The 21,121-nt window shown below is 64.3% G+C and carries 26 protein-coding genes and 1 pseudogene; 16 read left to right on the top strand and 11 right to left on the bottom strand.

Translation table 11 applies throughout. The annotated features are described in order from the left end of the window. Nucleotides 1-5: 5 nt before the first annotated feature. The 5 genes from ACQCS0_RS07900 to ACQCS0_RS07920 all read right to left on the bottom strand — a co-directional run bounded on the left by ACQCS0_RS07900 (nt 6) and on the right by ACQCS0_RS07920 (nt 3,238). Complete coding sequence (locus tag ACQCS0_RS07900; RefSeq protein WP_354155997.1) at nt 6-494, bottom strand: hypothetical protein; 489 nt, start codon at nt 492-494, stop codon at nt 6-8. Further along, nucleotides 491-970 (bottom strand): cupredoxin domain-containing protein, encoded by a 480-nt coding sequence (locus tag ACQCS0_RS07905; protein WP_354155996.1) that lies wholly within the window; start codon nt 968-970, stop codon nt 491-493. The genes ACQCS0_RS07900 and ACQCS0_RS07905 overlap by 4 nt, the downstream gene beginning before the upstream one ends. 62 nt (nt 971-1,032) lie before the next feature. After that, nucleotides 1,033-1,773: a class F sortase gene (locus tag ACQCS0_RS07910; RefSeq protein WP_354155995.1), complete on the bottom strand. Its 741-nt coding sequence runs from the start codon at nt 1,771-1,773 to the stop codon at nt 1,033-1,035. Nucleotides 1,774-1,808: 35 nt separating this feature from the next. Then, nucleotides 1,809-2,558 (bottom strand): hypothetical protein, encoded by a 750-nt coding sequence (locus tag ACQCS0_RS07915; RefSeq protein WP_354155994.1) that lies wholly within the window; start codon nt 2,556-2,558, stop codon nt 1,809-1,811. 197 nt (nt 2,559-2,755) lie between these two features. Then, nucleotides 2,756-3,238 carry a hypothetical protein gene (locus ACQCS0_RS07920; protein WP_354155993.1) on the bottom strand — a complete coding sequence of 161 codons (483 nt, stop codon included), beginning with the start codon at nt 3,236-3,238 and terminating at the stop codon, nt 2,756-2,758. Nucleotides 3,239-3,577: 339 nt separating this feature from the next. Here ACQCS0_RS07920 and ACQCS0_RS07925 point away from each other — a divergent pair, with 339 nt between their 5' ends. Then, on the top strand, nt 3,578-3,781 hold the full coding sequence (locus tag ACQCS0_RS07925; RefSeq protein WP_426939432.1) for a hypothetical protein: 204 nt from the start codon (nt 3,578-3,580) through the stop codon (nt 3,779-3,781). A 247-nt stretch (nt 3,782-4,028) separates the two neighbouring features. Here ACQCS0_RS07925 and ACQCS0_RS07930 read toward each other — a convergent pair whose 3' ends face one another. After that, entirely contained in the window at nt 4,029-4,985 is a 957-nt protein-coding gene (locus tag ACQCS0_RS07930) for a ferritin-like domain-containing protein (RefSeq protein WP_354155991.1), read from the bottom strand. 218 nt (nt 4,986-5,203) lie between these two features. Here ACQCS0_RS07930 and ACQCS0_RS07935 point away from each other — a divergent pair, with 218 nt between their 5' ends. The 4 genes from ACQCS0_RS07935 (at nt 5,204) to ACQCS0_RS07950 (ending at nt 7,464) form a co-directional block, all read left to right on the top strand. Further along, complete coding sequence (locus tag ACQCS0_RS07935) at nt 5,204-5,410, top strand: hypothetical protein (RefSeq protein WP_426940177.1); 207 nt, start codon at nt 5,204-5,206, stop codon at nt 5,408-5,410. Between the two features lie 124 nt (nt 5,411-5,534). Continuing rightward, a complete protein-coding gene (locus ACQCS0_RS07940) occupies nt 5,535-5,888 on the top strand; it encodes a hypothetical protein (protein WP_354155989.1) in 354 nt (117 codons plus the stop codon). 93 nt (nt 5,889-5,981) lie between these two features. Then, complete coding sequence (locus ACQCS0_RS07945; protein WP_354155988.1) at nt 5,982-6,809, top strand: alpha/beta hydrolase; 828 nt, start codon at nt 5,982-5,984, stop codon at nt 6,807-6,809. Between the two features lie 196 nt (nt 6,810-7,005). Beyond that, entirely contained in the window at nt 7,006-7,464 is a 459-nt protein-coding gene (locus ACQCS0_RS07950) for a hypothetical protein (protein WP_354155987.1), read from the top strand. A gap of 432 nt (nt 7,465-7,896) precedes the next feature. On the opposite strand, the gene ACQCS0_RS07955 is transcribed toward ACQCS0_RS07950, so the two are convergent. Together ACQCS0_RS07955 and cynR are read right to left on the bottom strand one after the other, a co-directional pair. Further along, on the bottom strand, nt 7,897-8,556 hold the full coding sequence (locus ACQCS0_RS07955) for a cation diffusion facilitator family transporter (protein WP_426939541.1): 660 nt from the start codon (nt 8,554-8,556) through the stop codon (nt 7,897-7,899). Between the two features lie 264 nt (nt 8,557-8,820). Beyond that, complete coding sequence (cynR, locus tag ACQCS0_RS07960) at nt 8,821-9,693, bottom strand: transcriptional regulator CynR (protein ID WP_354155985.1); 873 nt, start codon at nt 9,691-9,693, stop codon at nt 8,821-8,823. Nucleotides 9,694-9,806: 113 nt separating this feature from the next. Between cynR and ACQCS0_RS07965 the strand changes: the two genes are divergently transcribed. The 5 genes and pseudogenes from ACQCS0_RS07965 (at nt 9,807) to ACQCS0_RS07985 (ending at nt 12,945) form a co-directional block, all read left to right on the top strand. Then, entirely contained in the window at nt 9,807-10,466 is a 660-nt protein-coding gene (locus ACQCS0_RS07965; RefSeq protein WP_354155984.1) for a carbonic anhydrase, read from the top strand. Nucleotides 10,467-10,501: 35 nt separating this feature from the next. Next, nucleotides 10,502-10,972 carry a cyanase gene (gene cynS / locus ACQCS0_RS07970; RefSeq protein ID WP_354155983.1) on the top strand — a complete coding sequence of 157 codons (471 nt, stop codon included), beginning with the start codon at nt 10,502-10,504 and terminating at the stop codon, nt 10,970-10,972. 74 nt (nt 10,973-11,046) lie between these two features. Next, nucleotides 11,047-11,547, top strand: a complete 501-nt coding sequence (locus ACQCS0_RS07975) for a nucleoside deaminase (protein ID WP_354155982.1) — start codon at nt 11,047-11,049, stop codon at nt 11,545-11,547. A gap of 24 nt (nt 11,548-11,571) precedes the next feature. Beyond that, nucleotides 11,572-11,700 carry a hypothetical protein gene (locus ACQCS0_RS07980; protein ID WP_354155981.1) on the top strand — a complete coding sequence of 43 codons (129 nt, stop codon included), beginning with the start codon at nt 11,572-11,574 and terminating at the stop codon, nt 11,698-11,700. A gap of 403 nt (nt 11,701-12,103) precedes the next feature. Continuing rightward, nucleotides 12,104-12,945 (top strand): annotated as a pseudogene (locus ACQCS0_RS07985) (IS5 family transposase). 12 nt (nt 12,946-12,957) lie between these two features. Here the strand turns inward: ACQCS0_RS07985 and ACQCS0_RS07990 are convergent. Continuing rightward, a complete protein-coding gene (locus ACQCS0_RS07990; RefSeq protein ID WP_354155980.1) occupies nt 12,958-13,455 on the bottom strand; it encodes a M23 family metallopeptidase in 498 nt (165 codons plus the stop codon). A 404-nt stretch (nt 13,456-13,859) separates the two neighbouring features. Here ACQCS0_RS07990 and rpsB point away from each other — a divergent pair, with 404 nt between their 5' ends. The 6 genes from rpsB (at nt 13,860) to ACQCS0_RS08020 (ending at nt 18,869) form a co-directional block, all read left to right on the top strand. Next, nucleotides 13,860-14,762 (top strand): 30S ribosomal protein S2, encoded by a 903-nt coding sequence (gene rpsB, locus ACQCS0_RS07995; RefSeq protein WP_332761179.1) that lies wholly within the window; start codon nt 13,860-13,862, stop codon nt 14,760-14,762. 120 nt (nt 14,763-14,882) lie between these two features. Then, nucleotides 14,883-15,719: a translation elongation factor Ts gene (tsf, locus tag ACQCS0_RS08000; RefSeq protein WP_354155979.1), complete on the top strand. Its 837-nt coding sequence runs from the start codon at nt 14,883-14,885 to the stop codon at nt 15,717-15,719. 127 nt (nt 15,720-15,846) lie between these two features. Further along, nucleotides 15,847-16,584, top strand: coding sequence for a UMP kinase (gene pyrH / locus ACQCS0_RS08005; protein WP_193340142.1), 738 nt, complete (start codon nt 15,847-15,849; stop codon nt 16,582-16,584). A gap of 125 nt (nt 16,585-16,709) precedes the next feature. Beyond that, nucleotides 16,710-17,267, top strand: a complete 558-nt coding sequence (gene frr, locus ACQCS0_RS08010) for a ribosome recycling factor (protein ID WP_190988619.1) — start codon at nt 16,710-16,712, stop codon at nt 17,265-17,267. Beyond that, nucleotides 17,267-18,190, top strand: coding sequence for a phosphatidate cytidylyltransferase (locus ACQCS0_RS08015; protein WP_354155978.1), 924 nt, complete (start codon nt 17,267-17,269; stop codon nt 18,188-18,190). Before frr ends, ACQCS0_RS08015 begins: the two co-directional genes overlap by 1 nt. A 94-nt stretch (nt 18,191-18,284) precedes the next feature. Beyond that, on the top strand, nt 18,285-18,869 hold the full coding sequence (locus tag ACQCS0_RS08020) for a DivIVA domain-containing protein (protein WP_354155977.1): 585 nt from the start codon (nt 18,285-18,287) through the stop codon (nt 18,867-18,869). Here the strand turns inward: ACQCS0_RS08020 and ACQCS0_RS08025 are convergent. Together ACQCS0_RS08025 and ACQCS0_RS08030 are read right to left on the bottom strand one after the other, a co-directional pair. After that, nucleotides 18,803-19,468, bottom strand: coding sequence for a hypothetical protein (locus ACQCS0_RS08025; RefSeq protein WP_354155976.1), 666 nt, complete (start codon nt 19,466-19,468; stop codon nt 18,803-18,805). The two genes, ACQCS0_RS08020 and ACQCS0_RS08025, sit on opposite strands and share 67 nt — an antisense overlap. A gap of 185 nt (nt 19,469-19,653) precedes the next feature. After that, the gene (locus ACQCS0_RS08030) at nt 19,654-21,120 is read right to left on the bottom strand and encodes a cation acetate symporter (RefSeq protein ID WP_354155975.1); all 1,467 of its coding nucleotides are present in this window, start codon (nt 21,118-21,120) and stop codon (nt 19,654-19,656) included. Nucleotide 21,121: the final 1 nt, after the last annotated feature.

A 21,121-nucleotide genomic window follows, 5' to 3' on the forward strand; every position in this document is an offset into this window, starting at 1 on the left:
GACGACTAGCGCTCCCGCTCAACAGGGCGGGTTTTCCGGTGCAGGATCAGTGCGGTGGCGGCGAGGAGGACCGCGGCGCCCTGTGCGAGGGCGGTGAGGGTTTTCTCAGCGAACCAGACGGGTTCGTACATGGCCGGGAAGGGCCCGAACGCCGGGAGGTCGATGTAGCGGTAGAGGAGCAGGATCGCCAGCCCTCCGCCGGCGGTGAGCAGGGCAAGGAGCCATGCGGGGCGGCTGCCGCGGATCAGGACGTAGAGCCCGGCGGCTACGGCGGCGGCGGCTTCGGCGAGAAAGAGGTTGCCCTCGCCGAAGCCTTCCGGGGCGGCGGACTGGTAGCCCGGGGCAAGGCGTGCATGCACGATCGCGTCCACGGCCAGAGCGGCCGCCGCCAGGACCCGCAGGACGGGGCCCGCAACGGTGCCACGGCCTGGGCGGCCTGGTTCCGGGGTTCCCGCGCCGGTGATACCCCGGGCAGGGGTGCGGTCCTTTCTCATTTGACGGTCAGGGTCCCGTGCATGTTGGAGTGGTAGGTGCAGTGGTAGGAGTAGGCCCCTGCCTTGGCGGGGGCGGTGAAGGTGGTGCTGGTGCCGGCTTTGACGACGGCGTCGAAGGACCCGTCGTCAGCGGTGACGGTGTGGGCCACGTTGTCCATGTTCATCACGGTCACGCTCGCCCCGGCAGGGACACTGTCGGGGCCGGTGTAGGCGAAGGATTTGATGTGGATCGTCAATTCAGCCGCCATCCCGGAGGACCCGCTGGTGGCTCCCATCGTGGCTCCCATTGATGATGCCATCGGGGACGCTCCCATCCCGGCATCCATGGACGCTGACGCGGAAGCCGTTGGCGGCGTCGGCGACCCGGGTGTTGAGCTGGACCCTCCTGGGGTGGTCCCGCAGGCGCTGGCACCGATGATGGTGGCCGCGCCAATCAGGGCAAGGGCGAGACGTTGCGGGGTTTTTATCGTCTTCATGGTGTTTCCCTTCAGGGAGCTGACGGGCGCTCCTGGCGGAGGCGAGGGCAGCGGTTCCGGGTTCAGGCGGGGTGGCTGGAGGTCAGGTGGGCGTAGACGACGGTGTTGTCCAGGTACTCCCGGGTGGCGGGGTCGTAGCCGCCGCAAGTGATCAGGCGGACCTCGGGGCGGTCCGCGTTCTGGTACACCTCCACGGTCGGGAAGGTGGCTTTATGATAGACATCGACTTTGTCCACGGTGAAGACCGCGGCGGTGTGGTCCGCGCGGGTGACGGTGAGGGTCTGGCCCGGGGTGAGTTCGTGGAGCCGGTAGAACAGGCCAACATCGCTGTTGGTGGTATTGACGTGGCCGAGGATGACCGCGGACCCGCTCTGGCCGGGCATGGGCGAGTCCTGGTACCAGCCCCCAGGTGCTCCCGGTTCCCCAGACGGAGTCTGGACTTCACCGTTGACTTGCTTGCCGACGGGGGTCAGGGCCGCGTCAACGCCGATGGCGGGGACAACGACCCGGACCGGCGCAGAGGCGGGCAAAGCCGCATCCGGGGCCGCAGGAACAGCCGCGGACGGCGGGATGGGCGGTGCCGGTGCATTGACCTGGTCAGTTAAGGGCGCTGGCGCAGGGCTGCTGGCGTCAGGGAATGGAGCCGTGGCCGGTGCCCTGGCCGAGACAGTGCTGGTGCCGCCCGGGACGGGTGGTTCGGCGTGGAGCCCGAGGCCGATCGTGGTGATGCCGCCAGCCAGGAGCAGGGCCGCCGCCGCGGACGCCATGAGGCGTCCGCGGCGACTGCTGTTTTCAGGTCCCATTAGATCCCTGCTTGTCCTGTCGCCTTGATCAGGCGTTAGGCTGCCATCTTGCGGCGGAGGGCGTACGCGCCGCCGGCTGCCAGGACGAGGCCGCCACCTGCTGCCAGGAGCCCCAGGTCAGGGCCGGCCGGGGCCGGGGTGGTGATGCCGGTGCCGGGGGCGCCGGCTGGCATGGCCTTCAGGGTCCCGCACAGCGCCGGCGAGGTCGCGGCCAGCGGCAGGGACGGCACGAGGTCGCTGGGAGCCTTCTGGGCCGCGTCGGACAAGGTGGCCGGGTCCAGGCCGTGGACGACGACAACGGCGGTGCCGGCCTTGAGCGCATCAGCGGTCTTCGCATCCAGGGTGAAGGTGCGGTTGTAGGTGTAGGAGGCGCCCATCCCGGCGACCTTCAGATCGGTGCCAGCTGCCGGGCTGGTGTCACCGCTGGTGGACAGGGTCGCACCGATCCCGCCGTAGGCCGGGGCACCTTCGGTGGTGCTGATCACGCCGTCTTTGTTGGTGTCGGCGGACATGTCCGGGCAAGTGCCCTTCGCGCCGATGTGGATGTGCTGGACGTGCGGGTAGGGGCTGCCGTTGAACATCGCGGCGAGACCGGAAACTTTCTCCGTGACCGTTGCCTGGTCACCGCTGACGGTGATCATGACGGTTCCCGAGGCGTTGCTGCCGTTGATCGCGGCCAGGTTCGCCTGGTAATTCGTGTTGTCCGCGGCCAAGGCCGGGCTGGTGGAGAGTGCAAGGGCGCCCAGGGCCAGGGCCGGGGCAATCAGGAAAGCGGATTTCATCATGATTCTTTTTCCTCCATTGACAATGAACGCCCCCCCAGATGGGCACGCCCATGACTGTGACACTAACGGTTCGTTGTGCTCCACGCCACAGATTGGTCAGATGTCATGAACTTTCCTTCGCCGCACCTGAAGCCTCTCACCTGCCCAAACACCCGGTCCGGGCACCTGGGGCATGCGGCAGGGGGGTGCATGAAGCGCTATTCGGACCAGCAGGCCAGCACTGTGGTGGCCACCTGGTAGGCGAACGCGGCGCGGGTCACCTCGTGCGGGCCCAGCGTTTCCGGCAAGGCCGACGCGTCCACGGTCAGCACAAAGCTGTCCTTAACGAAGGCAGCGGACGCTGGCGTCTGGAAGGCCGGGAACCCCAGGTTCGCCAATCCCTCGATCGGGTCGGCCGCAACCGTACTCCGCTGCAGCTCCTGAAAGAAAGCGTGTGCAGCATCCGGGTCAGCGGCTTCCTTGACCGAGAGCACGAGCGCACCGCCCGGCAGAGTGTAGGTGCAGGTGTAGAACTTGTCTGCCCACGTTGCGGCGGTGCCCGGGACAGACGGGAGGGCCAGAATCTTGACGATGTTGGCACGGGTTTCCTCCCCGCACACCATCAATGCCGCCGCCGAGGGCCCACCCGCGTCGGCAACGGGAATATCAGAGAGCGGCGAAGCTGATGCGGATGCAGCCACCGTAACAGCCGGACCCGGCGCCGTGGTCCCGGGGCCGGCACCGCACCCAGCCAGAACCAGCATCGACAACGCCGCAACAGCCGGGACAAGAACCCGATGCGTCGGAGATCGTAGCGGCGAGTTTACCCGTCCCATCAAGCACACACCTTCCAAAAGGTAGTCCTGGCCGACACCTTACCGCCCGCCACTGGCTATTCGGTACCGGAGCCTCCCCGGACGGGTCCGGCAACACGTCCGCGCCCGGGTCCCTGCATATGGGACCTGACCGGGCAGCGGCCGGCCGAGGCCCTGCTGCCGCGCTCCGTTTCCCATGTCAGCGGACCAGGACAGCCATCCTTTGTGGCCGCGGTCTCGAACCGCGGGCATGAACTATTACAGCCCGGCGGCGCAGGACCGGGCCAAGACGCCACATATGATGCAGTGGAAAAGGTCCTGACCGGCATCTTTGAACCGTTGAGCAGGCACACCCTTGCCGTCCGCTGGAACCAGGCCGTTGAAGCCATGGCCAAACGCCTCGAAGCCCAGGACAACGGCTCCGAATAGGCCACTCGGGCACCCGACCCGCTGTGCCCCCGGCAAAACGCGGGGATTGGAAAGCCTGACCTGGAAACCCACGCAGGAGAGATCTCGGGTGTCCGGCGCACGACTTTAGCCGTACCGCACCCCACTCGAGCCGATGTCTTTGGGTATTTAGTACTTCTCTTCTTAGCGGGCTGCTCCGGGGTTTCGGTATCCCCGGAACAGCCGGACACCTCGGCAGCGTGCGAACCGGCCCGTCGGTTCGTGGGACTTAGTCGTTGTCGTTATCGCCGCTGGTGTTGATGCTGCCGTTGACGCCTGCCGGGAAGAACCCGCCCGACGTGACCTGCTCTGAATCGAGGTAGGCGATGTTCAACACTTGGGCTGCGGTCCGGCTGAACGCCAGCCCGTTCGCGTCAGTGGGAACAAGGTTGGCCACGGCCGCGGTGCCGATGCCCTGATCCAGATCCGTTGTCCCGTCGAGGCTGTCCCGGGCGTCCGAAATCTTCTGCACCGTGGTGTAGATCGCCGGGGTCTGGACCCCCAAAGCGTAGAGCGTTGTACGGATAATCCCCGCATGGTAGGCCTCGACGGCCAACAGTCCCGCGGCCGCCTCAAGATAGGTCTTATTACTGATCAACGGAGCCGCGCCCTTATACGCGGTGACACCGACGTCCTCGAAGATAAAGGCCCCGAACAGGAAGTTGACCTCATTGGCATACACATCGAACTTGTCATGCGGACCGATCAGCCCCGCAGCCCGGGCCGCGGCCGTGAAGCTATCATCAAGACTGATCCTCGGCCTCGACACCGCAGCGCTGCCCAACGCACTGCGGAGGAACGCGACATGGGTCTTTTCATCCCCGGCGATCTCCTCAGCATACTTTTTGATCAGAGGCGTCTTGAACGGTACAGCCCTGCCGCCGACCACCGGACCCCGCCGCCCCGTCCCGGTGGTCATGTTATCCGGCAACCCCATCCCCGTGACGGCCCGGAGATAAAACTCAGCCTCAAGGTATTCCAAGTTCAACGCGAAGTTCAGAATCGCCGCGTCACTGGGGGCCCCGGCCTCCTCCGCAACAGCAGGCGACGCCGCCGCGGACGCGGCAACGAAAGCCGCCCCGGCGGTGAGCCCGCTCAGCCCGGCCGCCCGGAAAAACCGGCGACGGTCCACCGCGCTCTCCGCGCTCCGGGAAATAGCGTCAACAATAAAACGTTGTTCGAACATGGGACATTCTCCTGCCATTCAAACGAAATGGCGGGGGCAGGACATACTCCTTTTAGCGCACCCCAGCGCTGCGACACCCTCGTCGCCACGACCACACCGGCCATGATACCCGTCACAATACCCGGGTCGGAAACGATGAGGAAGAGGATAAGCCAACCACTCCCAAGCGACTGGAACCCTGTTCTTTGAGCTAACTACCGCGACCGACCGTGGTACCCTTGGCCTCGAGCATGAACCTGGGCGCCAACGCCGGTGTGGCCAGCACCAACCAGAACACCTTGGATGAGAACAACACCGCCGGAACCGACCGTGGTTCGTTCGTTTCGGCGTCGAACCTCGGCCTGAACCTGGGCGCCACGGCCAACGTCCCGAGCACCATCCAGAACAACACCACCACGCGGAACAAAAGATTCATCGGCAGCTAATCGAACCGACCCGGGGGATCTCGCGTGGACAGAGGGTCCCTGAACACGTCCTCTTGCACCGTGAAAGCGTGTACAGAACCGGGCCGTGGGGAATGACCGGGCGCCGGACCTTGTTAGTCCGGCTATGACACTTCTTCCCACACAGGCAGCACCCGGCCTCGCACTCGCCCTAGTCGGCGGGGGAACCACCGATGAGCTGAAGCTGGGTACCGGGGCCAGCGGCCTGGCTAACCTCCCCGTGGCCTACGGCCTGAGCGAGGAAGCCGCCCGGTCCTGGGGCCTGAACCTCTCGCACGCGATCAAGGACGGCGAGCCGGACCTCTTCAACGAACCAGGCATCTTCATCCTCGACGAGGACGGGACCCTGTTCTGGTCCAGCACCGCGACCATGCCCTTCGGCCGGCCGTCCCTGGACGATGTCATCGCCGGGGTCCGCTACGCCCAGGAGCACGACTACCCGCCCCACGGTGCCGCCTGAGACCTCGGGCGCAGACAAAGTCCGGCGCACCCGGGAGCCGCCAGCGCACCGGACTCCACAACCGGCCGCAATGAACGGAAAGGCAGCACATCCATGACCCCCACCCAAGCCCCTGTGCGGCGCGAACACGTCGAGGTCGCCGGTACATCCCTTTCATATCTGAGCAGCGGCGATGACCAGAGCCCCACGCTGCTCTTGCTGCACGGCACGTTCTGGAGCCGCGTGTGGCTGCCGGTCCTGCCCGCCTTGGGAATCGTCCGGCGGTGCATTGCCCTGGACCTGCCCGGATTCGGGCACAGCGAAGGCGAACTCGACACCAGCCACGCCACCGTCCCGGCCCTCGCAGAAACAGTTCTCGACGCCGCCGATGCCCTCGGACTGGACAGCTTCGACCTGGCCGGGCACGACATCGGCGGAGGAATAGCCCAACACCTCGCAGCCACCAGCGGGCGGGTGAACAAACTCGTGCTGATGAACTCCGTCATGTTCGATTCGTGGCCGGTGCCTGCGGTGGAAAGGTTCCGCGACCCGCAGGTCCGGGCAGCCACGACAGCCCCGGAGCTGCTGGAAGCCCGTGCGATATCGACGCAGCGGGCCATCAAACGCACCCTCAGCGAGGAGGAACTGGCTGATTACCTCTCGCCGTGGAACGAACCGGCCCGCCACAGGTCGTGGATGGCCATGGCCGCAGCCGCCGACCCCCGTTACACCCTGGACCTGGTCCCGCTGCTGCAAGAAGCCCACATACCGACCCGTCTGGTCTGGGGCAGCGAGGACGACTTCCAAAAAGTCAGCTTCGCGCACCGCTACATCAACGAGATTCCGGGATCGGATCTCGTTGAAGTCAACGGCAATCACATTCCCACCGAAGATTCACCGGCAGCCGTCACCCAGGCCATCCTGGAGCACCTCGTCAAATGACAGCGGCCGAAACCTCCGCCTGCACACCCCCTGGCATGGGAACATCTGAATCCGCCTGAAGTCCGGGCCCGGGCAAGTTCGGGCAGAAGAACCCGCTCCCACTGCCCTTGCTCCCGGGCAGACCAGCGCGCACCATGACAGATAACAAAAGGACCGTCCCGCGCTGATCGGCCTGACAACCGTAAACGGAGGATCAATGACCAGGGACGCCACTATCCACGCCCAGGAGCGCTTCGGCGTCGCCATGAACAGCGGGAAACTCGATGAATTCGATGACGTCGTCACGACCGGCTGTGTCAATCACGACCCGGAACCAGGACAAGGACCGGGCCCGCAGGGATTCAAAGACCTGTTCACAGGATTGCGCTCTTCTTTCATGATCAAATTCCTGCTCACGGCCTTCGCGACCGCAGTTCTGATAGTGCACACCCAATTGATCGGGCTCGTCGCGCACGCAGCGGCAAACGGGGCCCTGCACTCCACGGAACTGGGCGCGGCAAAGGCTCAGGTCACCGTCGCTGCAGGAGGCGCCCTGGTGGTCCTGCTGGTCATCACGGCCCATTCGGTCTACAGGCCCGGGGCCGGACCCGCTACGGGCTGCGTAAGCAGCAGCAATACCCCACCTCGCCAACAACAGCCGCGGTCCTCGCCGTAAACATCGGACCCACGCGGCCACGGGAAGGCCAAGACCCCTGCCGGGGCGTCTCCGGTTGTCCGGCCAGCAGTTGTGCGGGACGGGCATGATGAATCCCGGAGCTTCGCCAAGTCCGTACTTATTCGTCCTGCCGCCGCCGCTGAAATCGGCGGCGCCTGGCCGGTGTTCAGGTCGTCCGCGAAAAACCAGGCGTGGTGGTGGGCCGGGCTGGGCGCATGTTCTCAGAGACGAAGGATTTCAAGAACAGGGTCATTCGAGAAGCGTGGTGCTTGCAGCGGACTGCCGGAAAGCGACGCCGTTCTTCGGGAAACCGCCATTGTGATTGTCAGTTTCAGCGGTCCAGGGGCGCTGAAAATGACAGCCGGAAGGGATCTCAAACGGTGTCTTGCGAACGATCGTTTCTATGATTCTGGTGACCTGCGAGCGTTCGGCCTAGCAGTGCGCTGAACAAATGGGTGGCTTAGGGCGCGCCTTTTGCCCCCACGCGGCGTGCAGCATCAGTCCCACCACGATGAGCGAGGCGATAGCGTCCGCACGGGGAAACGCGGGGGTCAAAACGATGAGGCCGGCGACCGCGGTGGCAATGAAGCCGTAGAGATCGGTCAGGAGGGGCTGGAAGGATCCTTCTACGTTCAGGCTGGACCGGTTGGCTTTGGCCAGCAGCCACACCGCCACCAGATTCACGATGCCCCCCAGGATCGCGACGACCAGGACAGGTCCGCCCTCGACGGGAGGCGGATCGAAGAGACGGTGGATGGCCTCCACAGCAACCAGGGCGCTGCTGACCAGCAAGGTGATGCCATTGGCGGCCGCGGAAAGGATTTCCGCACGCTTGAATCCGAAGGTCCAGATTCCCCGCGCCGGGCGTGCCGCCGGGTTGATCGCCCACAGGGAGGCTGCGATCGCCCCGGCGTCGGTGAGCATGTGCCCGGCGTCGGAGAGCAAAGCCAGCGACCCGGAAACGCCGGCCACGATGACTTCCACGACCATGAACCCGACAAACAGGGCAAGGGCAATAACCAGATAGCGCCGGTCAGCGTTGCCGCTATCCCGTGGCTGTGACCGCTGTGACCGCTGTGACCGGCAGAGGATGCGCCCTCCTCATGTCCGGGTGCGTGGACGTGATCGGCGCTCATCGCCCGGTGTCCTTCTGCGCGGGGCCGGTGCGCTCGGGATGAATAGCGACGGTGTGCGGCACCTGAACCTTTACCGGGGGTTCTCCTGACATGATGGGCAGAACCCCCGCGATGATGATTCGCGCCACCTAGCGCCGGCGTTGGTTTCGTCTGTGGCGTTTGGATGGCGTTGGGCAAGTCTTTTGCGGGTGGCCGCGTTGGCCACGGCCGGGTCAGGCGGCTAGCTCCACGTCGATGACAGCTCGGTGAAAGCGTGGCTGGCTGCGCTCACGTAGGCGCCTTTCCTTCTGAGCAGGGCTGCGGTGCGGTGTGGAATGGCCGGGGCCAGGTCAACCGGATGGAGCCCGTGGTGTTCGCGGGCAATGGCTTCGGGCAGCACGGTGGCGAGCTGGCCGCGGCGGACGATTTCCACGATCGCGCTGATGGAGTCGGCTTCAATTGCGACGCGGGGGTCAATGCCGTGGTCGCGGAAGTACTGGTCGATGTGGCGCCGGGTTGCGAAGTCGTTACTGAGAAGCACTAGCCTCTCTTGTTCAAGCTGCCGCAGGTCCATGGGTGTCTGCACGCCGGCGCGGGGGTGGTTATTGCCGACGACCAGGCCAAGGGTTTCGACGAACAATGGCTGGGTCTCGATCTCAGACGAACGTGCCTGGGCGAAAGCGATGCCTAGATCGAGGGTGTCCTCGGCCAGTGCCGCCTCGATGCGGTCCTGGGTCATCTCCTGCACGCTCAAGGTGATGCCGGGATAGCGGGTGCTGAAACGTTCGACCAGCGGACCGATCAGGTAGGCGGTGAACGTGGGTGTCATAGCCAGCCGGAGCGATCCACGGGTTAGATCCTGCACGTGGTGGATGGCCCGGGTTCCCGCGTCAAGCTCCAGCAGGGCGCGACGGGCATAGCGCAGGTAGGTCTCGCCGGCGTCGGTCAGCCGCACGGTGCGCCCGGACCTGTCCAGGAGTTGGACGTGCAGCGTGGTCTCCAGTTGTTTGATCTGTTGCGACAGCGTCGGTTGGGAGACATGGAGTGCCTCGGCCGCGCGGGTGAAGTTTTGGTGTTCCGCGACCGCGGTCAGGTAGCGGATGTGGCGTAGCATCACAACTCTCCAACTATAGGAATTACTTATTGATTCCATTATAAACAAGTCTTGGACACTATAGTTTGGTTCCGTCATCCTTGAGTTATCCCCAAACATGAAGGAGACGGCCCATGAAAGACATCATCGAAGGCTTTCTGAAATTCCAACGGGAAGCCTTTCCGGATCGCTCTGAACTCTTCAAGGAGCTGGCCACCGCCCAGAACCCTGGGGCCCTGTTCATTGCCTGCTCGGACAGCCGGGTAGTGCCGGAGCTGCTGACCCAGCGGGAACCGGGCGACCTGTTCGTGATCCGCAACGCCGGCAACATCGTGCCGGCCTACGGCCCGGAGCCGGGCGGTGTCTCCGCGACCGTCGAGTACGCGGTCGCCGTCCTGGGCGTCACGGACATCATCATCTGTGGCCATTCCGACTGCGGAGCGATGACTGCCATCTCCACCGGCACGAAGCTGGACCACCTGCCGGCAGTGGCCAGCTGGCTTGCCCACGCCGACGCTGCGAAGGCCGTTAACGCCGCCCGCACCCACGGATCGGCCCAGGAGCGACTGGAGGCCATGGTCCGCGGGAACGTCATCGCCCAGCTGACCAACATCAGGACCCATCCCTCCGTCGCCTTGGCCCTGGACCAGAACCGGCTGAGCCTCCACGGCTGGGTCTACGACATCGAAACCGGCTCCATCGACACCCTGGACGGCGTCACGGGCCTCTTTGTCCCACTCGCAGACAACCCGCAGACCTGTGCCATGCCGGCCAGATCCGGCTTGGCCGCCTAACTACCTGATATCACCGAAAGAAATAGGAAAACACCATGATTCATTCCCAGAACACCCAGGCTCCGCGCGAGGAACTGACCGCCGCCATCATCGACGCCAAGATGCGCAAGGACCTCTCTTGGCAGGAGCTGACCAACGGTACCGGCTTGAGCCTTGCCTTCGTCACCGCCGCCCTGCTCGGCCAGCATCCATTGCCGGAAGCCGCTGCGGAAATCGTCGTCGAGCGGCTGGGCCTGGGCGAGGACGCCTCCAGGCTGCTGCAGACCATTCCGCTGCGCGGCAGCATCCCCGGCGGCATCCCAACCGACCCCACCATCTACCGTTTCTACGAAATGCTGCAGGTCTACGGGTCCACCCTGAAAGCACTGGTGCACGAACAGTTCGGTGACGGCATCATCAGTGCTATCAACTTCAAGCTGGACATCAAGAAAGTTGACGACCCCGACGGCGGTTCACGTGCCGTGATCACGCTCGACGGAAAATACCTGCCCACCAAACCGTTCTGATCCCGGCCTGGCGGCGGCCTCACTTCTGGGGCCGCCGCCTATCCCTGAATCAACCTCCCAGGCAAGGACTTATCATGGACTTCATCCAACGCACCATCGACATCGCACGCGCCAACGTCGAGGAGGGCGGGCGGCCGTTTGCCACCGTCATTGCCCGCGACGGAGAGATCCTTGCCGAGAGCCCCAACCGTGTGTCGCAGACGAACGACCCGACCGCGCACGCCGAGATCCTCGCGATCCGCGAGGCCTGTTCCCAACTCGGTACCGAGCACCTGACCGGGTGCACCATCTACGTGCTCGCCCATCCCTGCCCGATGTGCCTCGGCTCGCTGTACTACTGCAGCCCCGAGAAGGTCGTCGTCCTCACCCAGCGCGACGACTACGAACCGCACTACGTCGACGACCGCAAGTACTTCGAACTGGCCACCTTCTACGCCGAGTTCGCCAAAGACTGGACCGAACGACGGCTGCCGGTGGACTACCAGCCCCGGGACGCCGCGATCGACGTCTACCGTGAATGGCAGCGATGCAACTCGGGCAACCGCCACGTACTCACCCCGCCACCCGCAGGGTAGCCGGGCGCCGCCGGGGGTGCCCCGATGTTGGCAACTCAGCGACGGCATCATCAGCGCCATTACTTCAAACTCACCGTCAAGAAGGTCAAGGGCATGGACGGCGGTTCACGCGCCGTGATCACCGACCCCCAGAACCCATCCCAAACAGCCTGAGGTCACTCACGCGTCGCCGCTGTAACCGATGCGGTGCCCCATCGCCATGTCGTTGAACTCGCCCAACCGGGTCGTCGCGAGGTCGATCGTTACCGGACGCCGTTTCTTAGCGTCGCGCACGCCCTGACGCCTCCCATGGATCCGATGTGGCCATCGTTTCCCTCGCCCAGAACCAACTCCCAGCGTGTCGGCCAACCACGAATCCACCGATATCCAGACACTCTGATGGCGCGCCTAATGTCGTGGTAGTCCGGACGTCGTCATCCAGAAGTGGTCCGCAAATGACAAGCTGGGGCCTAGTGCGTGTCTCCGAATCACTTGGTAGGCCATTTGGCAATATTTAGGGGTGAGTTCGCGTTCCGCTTTGTTGTCCGATGCCCAGTGGGAGTTTATTTCCCCGTTGATGCCTGATTCCTCGGGGAAGTCCGGTCGGCCCTTCAATGACCACCGGTTGATGACCGAGGGCACCATCTATCGCTACCAGACGGGATCCATGGCGTGATCTCCCTGCCCATTTCGGGTCATGGAAGACCGTGTGGAAGCACCACCGCCGCAACAGCGCCAGCGGGACCTGGGACAAGGTTCTGACTGCGTTGTTGACCCGTGCCGATGCACAAGGGCTGATCAACTGGGAGGTGTCTGTGGACTCCACGGTCAACCGCGCCCATCAACACGGCACGAACCTTCCCCGCCACACAGGGGGACCTCTCGAAATACATGAATCTGTTTGATGAGCCTGATGACCACGCCATCGGCCGCTCCCGCGGTGGGCTGACCACCAAGATCCACGCTCTGGTTGACGGCAATATGCGCCCCGTGGTCCTTCTCCTGGGCCCCGGCCAGGGCGGAAACTCGCCCATGTTTGAAAATCTTATGGACGCCCTCAAGGTCGAGCGGGAAGGTCCCGGACGGCCCCGCACCCGACCAGACCGGGCCATGGCTGACAAGGCCTACTCATCCAAAGCAATTCGGGCCTACCTGCGCGGGCGGGGCATTGAATGCGTCATCCCCGAAAAGGACGATCAGAAAGCCAACCGCAAACGCAAGGGCTCCTCCAGCGGACGCCCCGTCATCTACGACAGGGACGCCTACAAACGGCGCAACGTCGTCGAGCGCAGCTTCAACACCCTCAAGCAATGGCGACCCCTGGCCACGCGCTACGACAAACTGGCCCTCACCTACCGGTCAGCGACCGTTCTGCACGCCATCGTCATCTGGAGCACCCTATTAGGAGACACGCCCTAGTGCCGTCAGCCGTCAGCCAGTGTCCGGCCCCAAAGGCAACAGGATGGACGGGCGGAGGTCCGTGACGAATTCCAGCGGATTGACATACGCGTCCCCGCGCCGGACGCCCCAGTGGACGCAGGCAAGGGCGCCACAGTGCCCGGGTAGCAGCGTTCCGATGGTTTCGCCCTTCGCCACCACGGTTCCCGCTGTGAGCGGGCTGTCGACCGGCTCAAAACTGCTGCGGAGACCGCCCCCGTGATCGATGGTGATCACAGGGCGGTCCACTACCACTCCCACAAAACGGACGGTGCCGGACTCCGGCGAGGTGACCGGGACGCCGTCGTGCGTTGCCTCCAGGTCCACACCCCGGTGCCCGCTCATCCACGGCTTGTCAGGAGGGTCAAAGGCGCGCAGCACCGCGGGCCTGGGGGAGAGCGGCCACGCCCAGGAAGCTCGCGGCGCTGTCTCCGCTGGAGCCACCGCTGCCGGAAACAGAAGGACGGCGGCGAGCACAAGCAATGCTTTCATGAACCCAGCTTTACGTGCCGGATCCCTGATGGGGAGTCCATGCTATGGCCATGTGGAAAACGCCCGCCGAAGGCCCCCTGGTAGTCCAGCGGATATTGGCTCCTGTAGTACACTTGGTGGAGCAGTTTGCTGTGCCCTCAACGCTTGCGTCGGCACGCCTCATTCAGGAATGCGGGGGAGCAGCAACTGACTACGCGTATCCAGCCCTCCAAATCTGAAGCCCCGGCTTTGTATGAGGAGGATTGTGTCTCTTGCGGTCAGGGCCTCGCGGTCCTGATGGGAGTCGCAATGGATGCCAGGAGCACGGCCCGCCTTGGGCCACGCTAAATAACCGTCAACTATTGGCAGGGTAAGAGAGCCTGAAAAGGCTCTCTCATGAATGACCTGCCGGAAGGAGCGCCGGCATGCCCGTCGTAACTATGCGCCAGCTGCTTGACAGCGGCGTCCACTTTGGACACCAGACCCGCCGTTGGAACCCGAAGATGAAGCGATTCATCTTCACGGAGCGCAACGGCATCTACATCATTGACCTTCAGCAGTCGCTGTCCTACATCGACCGCGCCTACGAGTTCGTAAAGGCCACCGTTGCACACGGCGGCACCGTACTCTTCGTAGGCACCAAGAAGCAGGCCCAGGAATCCATCGCTGAGCAGGCTACCCGCGTTGGACAGCCCTACGTGAACCAGCGCTGGCTCGGCGGTATGCTGACCAACTTCCAGACCGTTTCCAAGCGCATCCAGCGCATGAAGGAACTGGAAGAGATCGATTTCGACGACGTCGCCGGTTCCGCGTACACCAAGAAGGAACTGCTGCTCCTTCGCCGTGAACTCACCAAGCTGGAAACCAACCTCGGCGGTATCCGCAACCTGACCAAGGCACCGTCCGTGCTCTGGATCGTGGACACCAAGAAGGAACACCTGGCCGTTGACGAAGCCAAGAAGCTGAACATCCCGGTTGTGGCCATCCTGGACACCAACTGCGATCCTGACGAAGTCGACTTCCCGATCCCGGGCAACGACGACGCCATCCGCTCCGTCAACCTGCTGACCCGCGTTGTCGCCGACGCCGTTGCGGAGGGCCTCATCGCCCGCCACAACCGCGCCACGGGCACCACGGAAGCTCCGGAAGAGCCGCTGGCCGAGTGGGAGCGCGAACTCCTCGAAGGCAGCAAGACTGAAGAAGCTCCCGCCGCTGAGGCTGCTCCGGCCGCTGAAGAAGCTGCCGCTCCGGCAGTCGAAGAAGCAGCCCCGGTTGCCGAGGAAGCTCCGGCAGCCGCCGAGGCTCCCGCCGCCGACGCTGACAAGTAAAGCCGGATTCTCCGGCGCTGCCCGCAGCGCCGGAGCACCTGACAGGATGGCGGCTCACCCGGTGAGCCGCTGTCCTGTCGGTCCGTACACCACATACATTTTCTAGACAGAGGGGTTCCCATGGCGAACTACACTGCCGCCGATATCAAGGCTCTGCGCGAGCGCACCGGCGCCGGCATGATGGATGTCAAGAAGGCTCTTGACGAAGCCAACGGTGACGCCGAAAAGGCCATCGAGATCATCCGCATCAAGGGCCTCAAGGGCGCTACGAAGCGCGAAGGCCGCTCCACCGCTGAAGGCCTGGTGGCCGCCAAGGTCAGCAACGGCGTCGGCGTTATGATTGAAGTCAACTGCGAGACCGACTTCGTGGCCAAGGCTGACAAGTTCATCCAGCTGGCTGACAAGGTCCTGGCCGTGGCTGTGGAGTCCGGCGCTGCCGATCTCGACACCCTCCTGGCCATCGAAGTTGACGGCAAGCCGCTGTCCGAGGTTGTCGTCGAAGAAGGTGCAATCCTCGGCGAGAAGGTTGTTGTCCGCAAGCTCTCCCGCATAGTGGGCGGCACCGTTGACGCGTACCTGCACAAGACGTCCAAGGATCTCCCGGCCCAGGTCGGCGTCCTGTTCGCTGTTGACGGTGAAGGCGAAGCCGCTGCCACCGCCGCGCACGACATTGCAGTGCACATCGCAGCGATGTCCCCGAACTACCTGACCCGGGAAGACGTACCGTCCGACCTGGTCGAGTCCGAGCGTCGCATTGCCGAAGAGACTGCCAAGGCTGAAGGCAAGCCCGAGGCGGCAATGACCAAGATTGTGGAAGGCCGCGTAACGGGCTTCTTCAAGGGTGAGGTCCTGGTTGACCAGGCTTTCGCCAAGGATGCCAAGAAGTCTGTGGCGCAGGTTCTCGAAGAGGCCGGCGTCAAGGGCACGTCCTTCGCACGTTTCCGCGTCGGCTCCTAGCCGAATCCGCAAAGGGGTGGCCACTTCGGTGGCCGCCCCTTTTGCATGCACCGGCTAAACGTCCGATGAGACCTTTGGCCACCCGGCACGATAACCTTTTTCAGAGTTCACCAACGGGAAGGCACCCATGGAAGCCGTCAATTCTTCAAGCCAGCCAGAGAAAAGCAGGCGCCGCGTCCTCCTGAAGTTGTCCGGCGAGGTCTTCGGCGGCGGCAAGCTGGGCGTCGATCCCGACACCGTCCGCGATGTCGCCAAGCAGATCGCTGCGGCGGTCCCCGACGTCGAGGTCGCAATAGTCGTCGGCGGCGGTAACTTCTTCCGTGGTGCGGAACTGTCCCAGAGCGGCATGGACCGTTCGCGCGCGGACTACATGGGCATGCTCGGTACCGTCATGAACTGCCTGGCGCTGCAGGACTTCCTGGAGCAGGCCGGCGTGGAAACCCGCGTGCAGAGCGCCATCACCATGGGCCAGGTCGCCGAGGCGTACATTCCGCGCCGGGCCATCCGGCACATGGAAAAGGGCCGCGTGGTCATCTTCGGCGCCGGCGCCGGCCTACCGTACTTTTCCACGGACACTGTGGCCGCCCAGCGCGCCCTGGAAGTCCACGCGGATGTTGTCCTGATGGCCAAGAGCGGCGTGGACGCCGTCTACACCGCGGATCCGAAGAAGGACCCCACTGCCGAGAAGCTGGACACCCTGAGCTACGACGACGCCCTGCGCCGCGACATCAGGGTCATGGACCAGACGGCAATGACCATGTGCAAGGACAACAACCTGTCCATGGTGGTTTTCGGAATGGAAGGCGAAGGGAACGTCACCCGCGCCATCCTGGGTGAAAAGCTCGGTACCCTGGTGACCCCGTAGCTGCAGCTAGGATGATCTGAGTACGGTTCCATGGCCGCGGCCGGGCAACAATGGAACCAGGAACACTGAACCAAGATTGTGCAGGGAACCGGTATCCGGACTGCACTGATTTCTGAGGAGAGACCGTGATCGAAGAAACCTTGCTCGAAGCCGAAGAGAAGATGGACAAGGCAGTAGAGGTAGCCAAGGAAGACTTCGCCTCGATCCGCACCGGACGGGCAAACCCGGGCCTTTACAACAAGGTCCTGGTGGACTACTACGGTTCGCCCACCCCGCTGCAGCAGCTCGCTTCCTTCGCCATTCCGGACGCGCGCACCATCCTCATCACGCCGTTCGATAAGACCGCGCTGCGGGACATCGAGAGGGCCCTGAGTGATTCCGAGGTGGGTGCCAACCCCTCCAACGACGGCAACGTCATCAGAATCACCATCCCGGACCTGACCCAGGAACGCCGGAAGGAATACGTCAAGATCGTCAAGACCAAGGGCGAGGACGCGAAGATCTCCATCCGCAACATCCGGCGCAAGGCCAAAGAGACGCTGGACAAGCTGGTCAAGGACGGCGAAGCCGGCGAGGACGAAGGCAGCCGTGCCGAAAAGGAACTGGATGCCCTGACCAAATCGCACGTGGACGGCATTGACGAGCTGCTCAAGCGCAAGGAAGCAGAGCTGCTCGAAGTCTGATGAGCCAGGCAGAGCAGGCCCCCACACAAAGGGCGCGCACCAGGGGGAAACAGTTGCGGAGTAATCCGACACCCAAGGCCGGCCGGAATCTTCCGGCAGCCATTGTGGTGGGCTTGGCCATGCTGATCGGTGTGCTGGGCGGCCTGGTTTTCCTCCCGCTCGGATTCGTGGCGGTCACCACCGGGTTCGCGGTCTTCGGAGTCTGGGAGATCTTCCGCGCCCTGGAGGCGAACGGAACCAGGATGCCCATCGTCCCGGTCATGGTGGGTACAGTCGGCATGCCGTTTGCGGCCTATTTCGGCGGTCTTGAGAGCCTTCTTTTCGTCATGCTCCTGAGCTGCGTTGCAGTTCTCCTCTGGCGTTCAGTGGAGAGCCCGGCGGGATCAGCGAACAGCATCTTTGCCGGCGTGTTCACCCTGGGTTGGGTGCCGTTCTTCATCAGTTTCGCCGTGCTGCCGCTGCACGCCGTCGGTGTCACCACCCCGGTGGGTCTCTGGCCTGGCGGGACCGTGCCGCCAGGGGCCTGGCAGGTGGCCGTGATGCTCCTGCTAGTGGTTTCGAACGATACGTTCGGCTATCTCGTAGGCGCGTCGCTGGGCAAACATCCCATGGCCCCCAAAATCAGCCCCAAGAAATCCTGGGAGGGTTTCGCCGGATCCGTTGCCGGGGCCGTGTTGATCGGCATCCTCGCCAGCATTTTCCTGCTGGACAAACCCTGGTGGGTGGGGGTGATCCTTGCGGTTGGCGTCGTTGCAGCGTCCACCGCAGGAGACCTGGCCGAGTCCATGGTCAAGCGGGAACTGGGAATCAAGGACATGAGCAGCATCCTGCCCGGACATGGGGGCGTCATGGACCGGCTGGATTCCATCGTCTTCGCCTGTCCCGTGGCATTTGTGCTGTTCGCACTGGTCGCGGGCGTCTGACACGGCCTTAACTGCCCACCTCCGCCGGAGCACCGGCAGCGCCAATAGACTGGTGCGTAACCTGACCCAGCTGAAGAGCAACAAAGGAACAACAGTGGCATTGGACTTTCAACGGAAAACTCCCGCGTCGTTTGAGCGCGTGCGGGGCAACGAATTCGGGTACAACGCCAAACAGGTGGACCAGTTCCTCCAGCGGGCCAGGGCGGCACTTGAAACACCGAAGGCCACCAGCCGAGGCGTCACCAGCGCCGACGTCCGGGGCGTCTCCTTTGACCCGGTCAAGGGCGGCTACGCTGCCGCCGTCGTTGACGCAGCGCTGGACCGGCTCGAAGACGCCTTCGCCCGCCGCGAACGGGACGAACTGATCGCCGCCAAGGGCGAGGATGCCTGGCTGCGGGAGATCGGCAGCCTCTCCGGAATCCTCAGGGGCCGCCTTCACCGGCCTGACGGTGAGCGGTTCCGGCGGCCGTCAAAGAAGAAGGCCCGCAGTTACAACATCCTGGATGTGGACAACCTTTGCTACGACCTGATCGGCTACCTCGAAGAGGACAAGCCGCTCAGCGTGGACAACGTCCGCCGGGTGGTCTTCCGTCCCGCCGTCGGCAAGGACGGCTACGAAGAGACGCAGGTAGATGCCTTCCTGGACCGCGTGGTTGAACTCATGGCGGCCATCGACTGAAAGCGTCCCGGCACGCTGCCCCGGACCAGGCTCAATGACTTTCCCGGGGAGTGGGGGACACAGGCGTGAATTGGCGCCAAACTGCCATATACGTCCTGTAGCCGTAGACCGACGAACCGGTGAAAAAAGCCAGTCCGAACACTTGCCCCTACGGCGGCCGCACCGGAGACACCTGTCCCGAAGATGGATGTCAGCAGCCCTGCCAGGATCGCGATGAGCGCCGAGTTCGCTGTGCTGATGAAAGTCATGCTGCTTCCTGCCACATGGCTCAGTGGGTTGAGGCTCCCCAGGGAGTCGTACGTCTGGACGGAGCCTGGCAGGTCGTCGTGCACGGAGGTCATGAAGTGCCGGGAGATGCCCGGGTCAAGGGCAACGTAGGCCGACCGCGGTCGGTTCATCGCGAGCACATACATCAGGTCCTCGTACGCAACATTAAAAACCCGGACCTGCGAGAGGCAGCCGATGACGACGTCCACGAAGAGCACCACTCCGGCCAAAACCATGAACATGTCCGAGAACGTGGTGGCCTGACCCACAAGCGCCAGGCTGACCAGGCTGGCGGAGGTGAACATCAGGAACATGCCGATGCGGGTCAGCACCTCAGCCTGTGTAGTGCTGCGGGATGCAAGCAGGCTCCAATGCTCGGTGGCGAGCAGATGCGCCCGGACCGACGGCGGGACTCCGTCCGCCTCGTTGGGGGTGCTTCCGTCCTGCGTGGAGATGCCGCAATTGTCCTCCCTCCGGCCGCCCGGAGGGAAGCCCAGGACCGCTTGTGCGGGTACGATCAGCGTTCGGTGGCCAATGGCCGTTCCGGCGTGTGCAGCCGGGTCATGACCCGTGCCGTGGTCCGCGGAATCCGATGTTTTGTCGCCCGGGAGACAAGCACTGTCACGGCGAAGGCGGCGGGAACGGTCCACGCCGCCGGCTGGGCCAGCCAGAACGGCGTGCCGGCGGCGCCCAGGATGTTTCCCCACACCATGGCGCCACCGCAGAGGACGCCTCCGGTCACCATGCCGGCGATGGCGCCCGCATCGGTGAGCCCGCGCCACCAGATGCCCAGCAGGAGCACCGGGCAGACGGTGGAGGCCGTAAACGCGAACACCAGGCCCACGCTTCCGGCCAGCGCCATGGAATCAGTCATCAGGGCAAATCCCAGCGGGACCACAGCGGAGACGACGGCGGCGAGCCGGAATCCCCGCACACCGCCGCCGAGCACGTCCTGGCTGATTACGCCCGCCAAGGAGACCACCAGGCCGGACGTGGTGGACAGGAACGCGGCAAAGGCTCCGGCCACCACCAACGCGGAGAGCAGATCGCCGGCGGTTCCACCGATCAGCTGCCCCGGCAGCAGGAGAACCACGGCGTCCGGCTGCCCTGACAGGGCGAGTTCGGGCGCGAACATCCGCCCCACCAGCCCGTAGGCGGTGGGAAACAGGTAAAACACCGAGAGCAGCCCGAGCACGATCAGGGTGGTCCGCCGGGCCGAATGTCCGTCCGGATTCGTGTAGAAGCGGACCAGGACGTGAGGGAGTCCCAGCGTGCCGAACAGCAGCGCCACCAGCAGCGAGATGTTCTGGTACGGCCCGGCCGGGGCCAGCCCGGTGGGATTCACGACGGCGGGGGCCACAGCGGCTTCCCCGTCACCGGCGAGCGTAAACACGATGAACAGGACGGGCACAGCAATGGCGGTGAGCTTCAGCCAGAACTGGAACGCCTGCACAAAGGTGATGGAGCGCATGCCGCCGGCCACAACGGTCAGGCACACCACAACCACCACGGCGGCGGAACCCACCCAGGCTGGCAGCCCCGTGGTGATCCGGATGGTCAGGGCCGCACCATGGAGCTGCGGCACGATGTACAGCCAGCCCACCACAACCACCACCACACTGGTCACACGGCGGACTGCGCGCGAATCCAGCCTGGCCTCGGTGAAGTCCGGGATCGTGTAGGCGCCGGACCGGCGCAGCGGTGCGGACACAAAGAGCAACAGCATCAGGTAGCCGGCGGTGTAGCCCACGGGAAACCACAGCGCGTCGGTACCGGACAGCAGGATCAGTCCGGCTACGCCGAGGAAACTCGCCGCAGAGAGGTACTCTCCGCCAATGGCCGAGGCGTTCCACCATGGCCTGACAGTCCGGGAGGCCACGTAGAAATCTCCGGTGGTCCGGGAAATCCGCAGTCCGTAGAACCCTATGGCGGCTGTTGCCAGCGAAACGATAACAAGTGCCATCACACCCACGGCGGGATTCATC

This window comes from Pseudarthrobacter sp. S6, assembly GCF_050156575.1.
In the GTDB taxonomy this organism is placed as follows: domain Bacteria; phylum Actinomycetota; class Actinomycetes; order Actinomycetales; family Micrococcaceae; genus Arthrobacter.

Coding starts and splice junctions, on each gene's coding strand:
- pyrH (WP_193340142.1), top strand. CDS start 15,847: ATGGAAGCCGTCAATTCTTCAAGCCAGCCAGAGAAAAGCAGGCGCCGC.
- tsf (WP_354155979.1), top strand. CDS start 14,883: ATGGCGAACTACACTGCCGCCGATATCAAGGCTCTGCGCGAGCGCACC.
- ACQCS0_RS07990 (WP_354155980.1), bottom strand. CDS start 13,455: ATGAAAGCATTGCTTGTGCTCGCCGCCGTCCTTCTGTTTCCGGCAGCG.
- ACQCS0_RS07905 (WP_354155996.1), bottom strand. CDS start 970: ATGAAGACGATAAAAACCCCGCAACGTCTCGCCCTTGCCCTGATTGGC.
- ACQCS0_RS07965 (WP_354155984.1), top strand. CDS start 9,807: ATGAAAGACATCATCGAAGGCTTTCTGAAATTCCAACGGGAAGCCTTT.
- ACQCS0_RS07900 (WP_354155997.1), bottom strand. CDS start 494: ATGAGAAAGGACCGCACCCCTGCCCGGGGTATCACCGGCGCGGGAACC.
- ACQCS0_RS07930 (WP_354155991.1), bottom strand. CDS start 4,985: ATGTTCGAACAACGTTTTATTGTTGACGCTATTTCCCGGAGCGCGGAG.
- ACQCS0_RS08030 (WP_354155975.1), bottom strand. CDS start 21,120: ATGAATCCCGCCGTGGGTGTGATGGCACTTGTTATCGTTTCGCTGGCA.
- cynS (WP_354155983.1), top strand. CDS start 10,502: ATGATTCATTCCCAGAACACCCAGGCTCCGCGCGAGGAACTGACCGCC.
- ACQCS0_RS07910 (WP_354155995.1), bottom strand. CDS start 1,773: ATGGGACCTGAAAACAGCAGTCGCCGCGGACGCCTCATGGCGTCCGCG.
- ACQCS0_RS08015 (WP_354155978.1), top strand. CDS start 17,267: ATGAGCCAGGCAGAGCAGGCCCCCACACAAAGGGCGCGCACCAGGGGG.
- ACQCS0_RS07950 (WP_354155987.1), top strand. CDS start 7,006: ATGACCAGGGACGCCACTATCCACGCCCAGGAGCGCTTCGGCGTCGCC.
- ACQCS0_RS07980 (WP_354155981.1), top strand. CDS start 11,572: ATGTTGGCAACTCAGCGACGGCATCATCAGCGCCATTACTTCAAACTC.
- ACQCS0_RS07945 (WP_354155988.1), top strand. CDS start 5,982: ATGACCCCCACCCAAGCCCCTGTGCGGCGCGAACACGTCGAGGTCGCC.
- rpsB (WP_332761179.1), top strand. CDS start 13,860: ATGCCCGTCGTAACTATGCGCCAGCTGCTTGACAGCGGCGTCCACTTT.
- ACQCS0_RS07975 (WP_354155982.1), top strand. CDS start 11,047: ATGGACTTCATCCAACGCACCATCGACATCGCACGCGCCAACGTCGAG.
- cynR (WP_354155985.1), bottom strand. CDS start 9,693: ATGCTACGCCACATCCGCTACCTGACCGCGGTCGCGGAACACCAAAAC.
- ACQCS0_RS07915 (WP_354155994.1), bottom strand. CDS start 2,558: ATGATGAAATCCGCTTTCCTGATTGCCCCGGCCCTGGCCCTGGGCGCC.
- ACQCS0_RS07940 (WP_354155989.1), top strand. CDS start 5,535: ATGACACTTCTTCCCACACAGGCAGCACCCGGCCTCGCACTCGCCCTA.